A 4,945-nucleotide genomic window follows, 5' to 3' on the forward strand; every position below is an offset into this window, starting at 1 on the left:
TGATACAAGAGTGCATCTGTTAGGAGAGTGAAATGGAATGCTCAGTGGCATCAACAACCGTAGCGAGTGACGTAATCTTGCATGCTTTCGATTGGTCATATGCCAAGGTAACGAAGCAAGCGAAACAAATTAGCCAACTTGGTTATAAATCGGTTCTTGTTTCTCCCCCTATGAAATCACTTAAGCACTCTTCAGGAACAAAGTGGTGGCAGCGTTATCAGCCGCAAGACTATCGAGTGATTGATAACCAACTAGGTAATACGCAAGACTTTACCTTAATGGTTAATACGCTCCGCCGACATGGTTTGCTGACGTATGTTGATGTCGTATTTAACCATATGGCCAACGAGTCCGATATTCGTGATGATCTGAGTTACCCTAACGCTTTGGATCTAGAATCCTATCAGTCAAACAAAGACTATTTTGAAGCGCAGAAACTATTTGGTGCTCTTAACGAGCCACTTTTTACCGAAAGTGATTTTGTTGAAGCATTTGGTATTAAAAACTGGCGCGACAAATGGCAAGTACAAAACGGGCGCATTACGGGTGGGCCAAAAGATCCAGGTTTGCCTACCTTATTGGACAACGATAACGTAGTGAAACAGCAACAAGCCTATCTGGTCGCATTAAAAGATATAGGTGTTAAAGGCTTTCGTATTGATGCTGCTAAGCACATGACTATTGAGCACCTCAAGAAAGTATGGACCGATGAGATTACCCACGATGTGCACATCTTTGGCGAAATAATTACCGATGGTGGTGCAACGCAAGCCGAGTATGAGTTATTTCTGGAACCGTACTTGAAACACACGCGTTTAGGAGCGTATGACTTTCCTCTATTCAATACGATAGCGAAAGCATTTACGCCGAAAGGTAGCTTTACTTCATTGATTGACCCGTATTGTTTTGGGCAAGCATTATCTAATCGCCGTGCCATCACATTTACTGTTACTCACGACATTCCAAATAACGATGTTTTTATGGATCACATAATGGAAGAAGATTGTGAGAGATTGGCATACGCCTACATCTTGGGAAGAGATGGCGGAGTACCACTGATTTATAGTGATTTAAACACCAGTGGAATTACCGATCGTAGCGGTCAACCACGTTGGCAAGCTCAATGGGAGTCGGATGACTTACGCAGTATGATCATGTTCCATAACTATGTTCATGGTGAAAAAATGAAAATGGTTGAGGCTAATGATGATCTTTTGGTATTTACCCGAGGGCACAAAGGTATCGTGATCATCAATAAGTCCGTACGCAGTAAAAGCGTTTCAATGAATTGGTCATCGAGTGTGAACGATGCATTAACAGGGCGGAAGTTGAAGGCAGAAGACGGGGTGCTAAGAATTAACGTTGAGCCGAATTCAAGCATGATGCTGATGTAAAGCGCAGTTGGATACTACGCTTTACATAAACAAAGCATTCTAGGGCGATGCTTGATTACTGACATGCTTCGTCTGCGCAACATTCGTCTTGCAGAAAGTGAATGACACCTTCCAGACATTCGTATTTAGCAACACAAAATAGAGTGCGACCTTCTCGACGTTGTTCAATTAAATTAGCCGAAGCTAAACTAGAGATATGGTGAGAAAGTGTTGACCCTGGAATGGATAATTGTTCTTGCAGCCCACCGACAGCGATACCTTGATGTCCCGCTTTTACCATACTCTTATAAATAGAAAGTCGAGTAGGGTGACCCAGTTCTTTTAGTGCCTTTGCAACAGTTTCTAGTTCCACAACTTTCCCTTATCTAAATCTTGATAATTCGATGCTAATGGAATTATTTATGATTTTCAATATTTAGTGTAGGGGAAATAAAAAGAGCCTACATTGCGGCTCTTTTAAACTAGTTATAGAGGATTATATGCACCTAGGGAAAGCTGAGGGTTTTCCTTTAATCGCGAAATCGTTCGCCGCCATGACATCACAGTGGTGACGATTTATCGCATCACCATAATCATTGGCAATGCCAGGAAATTGGAAGCGATACATAGGAATTCCAAAACGTCTTTCCCGCTGTTGCCCAATACGATCTTTATCTGTCCAGAAAATCCGATTTTTGAGGGTGTAAGTCATGCTGTGCATGGCATCAAAATGCTTCTGATGGCTTCTCATTTGTTCATACAACTCGAGCAATTTCGCTCCGGAAAAGTTTAGAGTTGAGCCTTGTTTTAACTTGGTTCCCCAGCCAGTCAGTACTTTTTCCATAAAGTCGCGGGTCACTAAGCCTGGGCCTGTGAGTAAGCCGCTACCTTTACTACCACCTGAAGTGTGCGCATTTCCGACCAACGTTGCATGTCTTCCGGGCATCATCGATGTGTAGTACTTAGTATTTCTGTCTAAGCGGGGCATACGCGCTTTGAAGGCTAGGGAGCGTTCATCTTCTGCAAATAGACAAACTAACTGCTTTACGTTCTTTCCAAGCTTTTTGTAATCTTTGAATGAGTTCAATCCGCCAGGGACTGGGTCACAAGCGAAAATATTTACGGGGATATGGCTGAGTTGGTTGTCTTTAAGCATTCGGTTAGCGAGTTCAAAACAACTAACCCCTCCTCGACTCCAACCAACGATATTGACTTGGCTAATAGGGGAATTTCGGCGAGCTAAAGCGATATTCGCATGTCGGGATGAAAGGCCGTGCTTTAAGTCTAGCGCAAGCGTGTTCGTTTCTTTAAGCCAGTCATTGTATTTCTGACTATTGGAGAATGGCCAAATGGATTTACTCGGACGAACATCTTCGAGCATATTCTCTGCCCTTGTCTGATAGTCATTGTTACCGCTTTGAGTGCCACGAAGAATATTCATTACATGGCGCATATTGCTATCAATCCCTTTACCTTGTAAGGATCCACGAATCGTTGAATAGGTATCATCTTGTGCTTGCTTTAGCCACTCAGAACGATTTCCACTTCCGACGCCGTCTACTTGTATGTAGTCAATTAAATCGCGACCTTGAGCATTTTTAGCAAGCGTCGAAATCAATTCACCAGAGGCGTAGTTTTTATGATTATTGTCTTCAGAGTTAGAGCCTGTACCGCAAAAAAATACAGTGAGAATCGTCATCAACGTTCCTATGCTTATTTATCTGTTTGAACATAAGTTAAGCATCTTACAAAGAATAAAGGAAATAATTTGAGCAGTATGGTTAAAGGGGGAGGGGAGCAATAAATGGTAATAGGCAAAGTCGAAGAAAACCTATTACCACTTGAATAAGGTAAATAATGAGACTGCGGGCTAGAAGTCGCGTAAGTCCAATTCATTATTAATAAGAACAACGCATTGAGAGGCGAATAACATGTTTGGGCCAAGGCTTATTTTTTCAGTGCCTAGGCGTTTCAAACTGTTAAAGCTTTTCTTCGGCATTGGGATRTGGTCTGTAAGTAAGAAGCACGGATTGTCAGCAATCTCTGCGTCGCGTATGAAAGTGCCTTTCTTATCCATCATATACAGCTGGTGGTCTTCGGCTAGGTCTTTAACCAATTTCTCAAAACTCATCGTGCGAACCGTAATTCCAGGTTCTACTTGACGGGTTTGTTCTTTAGTCATGCCCTGCGATGCATCAACAGCACGTACTACTGCTGCCAAAAGCGCTGATTCATGGAACCCACCAATATTGGTAATTTCATTTGAATCAAATGTAATGGTTCTAGAAAAGTCTTTGGTACTTTCTAGCACTAAATGAACGATGACATTTTCTCTGTGCGATTGCGCGACAAAAATGGTGTTCATAAGGGTATGTGCGAGGATCTCTGTATGGGCATCTTGCCCTACACCTTCTAAGATAAGTTTGCTCTCTGTTGGAGCAGCGCGAGCGCGTAATACAAATGAACGCATGTAACGACCTACTGATGAATTCTAAAACAACAATCTACATAAAAAGCAGACCAAAACTTGTTGCGGTATGTAACTCCTTTATCAACGTGAAGTCAATTGTTCACCGTAAATAGATCAAAGCCAAATGATCTGGATGAAATTGTTGTAGCGAGCTGCGAGGTGGGTAAGATGCTGCAAGCAACTAAAAGGTGAACTATGAAACTGATCAAAATAGACAAACAAGATTATAGAAAGAAGATTAATACCGTCATTATTGTCTTCGTATTATCTCTCGCTGTGATTGCTGTTGGGTTAGGGGCTTTACTTATCCACTTTTTTGGATCTGACTCGGTTGTATCGGGTGAGCCCACAGGTAACTTCCACCTTAATGTTATTGGGGTTGTGATTGCGGTCGCTATTAATAGCTTTTCATTGAATAAGATGAAAGGGCAGCCTTATTTAAAAGAAGTGGTATATGTGTGGCGATTGAAAAATATCCATAATCGGATCTACCGCAAGTTGAAGGTCATAAAGAAAGAAGCGAGTAGCGGTAATCGAGATGCACTTCAAGTTCTGTACTTCTATTATGTCACTCAAAAGCAAGTGTACGAATTGGATAACAACACATTAACGATAACTAGTGTTGTTAAATCGATTAATGAATTAAAAGACGACGCTGAAAGATGGGGCTTGGAATTAGATGTAGAAGCGTTTAATCAAGATATGATTAAGACTATTGGCTAGTTTTTGAACTAAAAAGTTAGATAAACAGCAGTCTGGTGTGTTTTTAACCACCTAGCTATCTTTTTTGGATTTTTGTAAGAAAAAAGGTTGCCAAGTTTAATCTGTTCTCTATAATGCCGCCTCACTGACACGGCAGACGCCACAAGGCTTCAGCGAAGAATGTCAGTTAGGCTTATAGCAAAAAAGATTTTTTAAAAAGTGTTTGACACAATAAATTATCTCGCTAGAATGGCCGCCTCTTCCAATGTGATGTAAGTCGCAAAGAAGAGTAGCTCTTTAACAATTTAAACCTATCAATCTGTGTGGGCACTCGTTGATGATATCAAAAAAGATTTCCTCGGAAATCGACTTTGGTTTCAATGAACTGAGTGACCAATAC

The 4,945-nt window shown here is 41.3% G+C and carries 5 protein-coding genes; 2 read left to right on the forward strand and 3 right to left on the reverse strand.

Going from position 1 to position 4,945, the window contains the following annotated elements:
- Nucleotides 1–32 precede the first annotated feature (32 nt).
- Nucleotides 33–1,394, forward strand: a complete 1,362-nt coding sequence (locus L4C33_RS19660; protein ID WP_428814094.1) for an alpha-amylase family protein — start codon at nucleotides 33–35, stop codon at nucleotides 1,392–1,394.
- Between the two features lie 55 nt (nucleotides 1,395–1,449).
- Here L4C33_RS19660 and L4C33_RS19665 read toward each other — a convergent pair whose 3' ends face one another.
- The 3 genes from L4C33_RS19665 to trmY form a co-directional block, all read right to left on the reverse strand.
- Entirely contained in the window at nucleotides 1,450–1,746 is a 297-nt protein-coding gene (locus L4C33_RS19665) for an ArsR/SmtB family transcription factor (protein ID WP_428814095.1), read from the reverse strand.
- A 123-nt stretch (nucleotides 1,747–1,869) separates the two neighbouring features.
- On the reverse strand, nucleotides 1,870–3,072 hold the full coding sequence (locus tag L4C33_RS19670; RefSeq protein ID WP_428814096.1) for a hypothetical protein: 1,203 nt from the start codon (nucleotides 3,070–3,072) through the stop codon (nucleotides 1,870–1,872).
- Nucleotides 3,073–3,243: 171 nt separating this feature from the next.
- A complete protein-coding gene (gene trmY, locus L4C33_RS19675; protein WP_428814097.1) occupies nucleotides 3,244–3,843 on the reverse strand; it encodes a tRNA (pseudouridine(54)-N(1))-methyltransferase TrmY in 600 nt (199 codons plus the stop codon).
- 195 nt (nucleotides 3,844–4,038) lie between these two features.
- Here trmY and L4C33_RS19680 point away from each other — a divergent pair, with 195 nt between their 5' ends.
- Nucleotides 4,039–4,566, forward strand: a complete 528-nt coding sequence (locus L4C33_RS19680; protein ID WP_428814098.1) for a DUF3087 domain-containing protein — start codon at nucleotides 4,039–4,041, stop codon at nucleotides 4,564–4,566.
- Nucleotides 4,567–4,945: the final 379 nt, after the last annotated feature.

The sequence above is a fragment of the Vibrio makurazakiensis genome (assembly GCF_050337375.1).
GTDB classification, from domain to species: Bacteria; Pseudomonadota; Gammaproteobacteria; order Enterobacterales; family Vibrionaceae; genus Vibrio; species Vibrio makurazakiensis.

Bases quoted from the DNA above. Each gene is read 5' to 3' on its own strand.
- L4C33_RS19660 (WP_428814094.1), top strand. From the start codon at position 33: ATGGAATGCTCAGTGGCATCAACAACCGTAGCGAGTGACGTAATCTTG.
- L4C33_RS19670 (WP_428814096.1), bottom strand. From the start codon at position 3,072: ATGACGATTCTCACTGTATTTTTTTGCGGTACAGGCTCTAACTCTGAA.
- L4C33_RS19680 (WP_428814098.1), top strand. From the start codon at position 4,039: ATGAAACTGATCAAAATAGACAAACAAGATTATAGAAAGAAGATTAAT.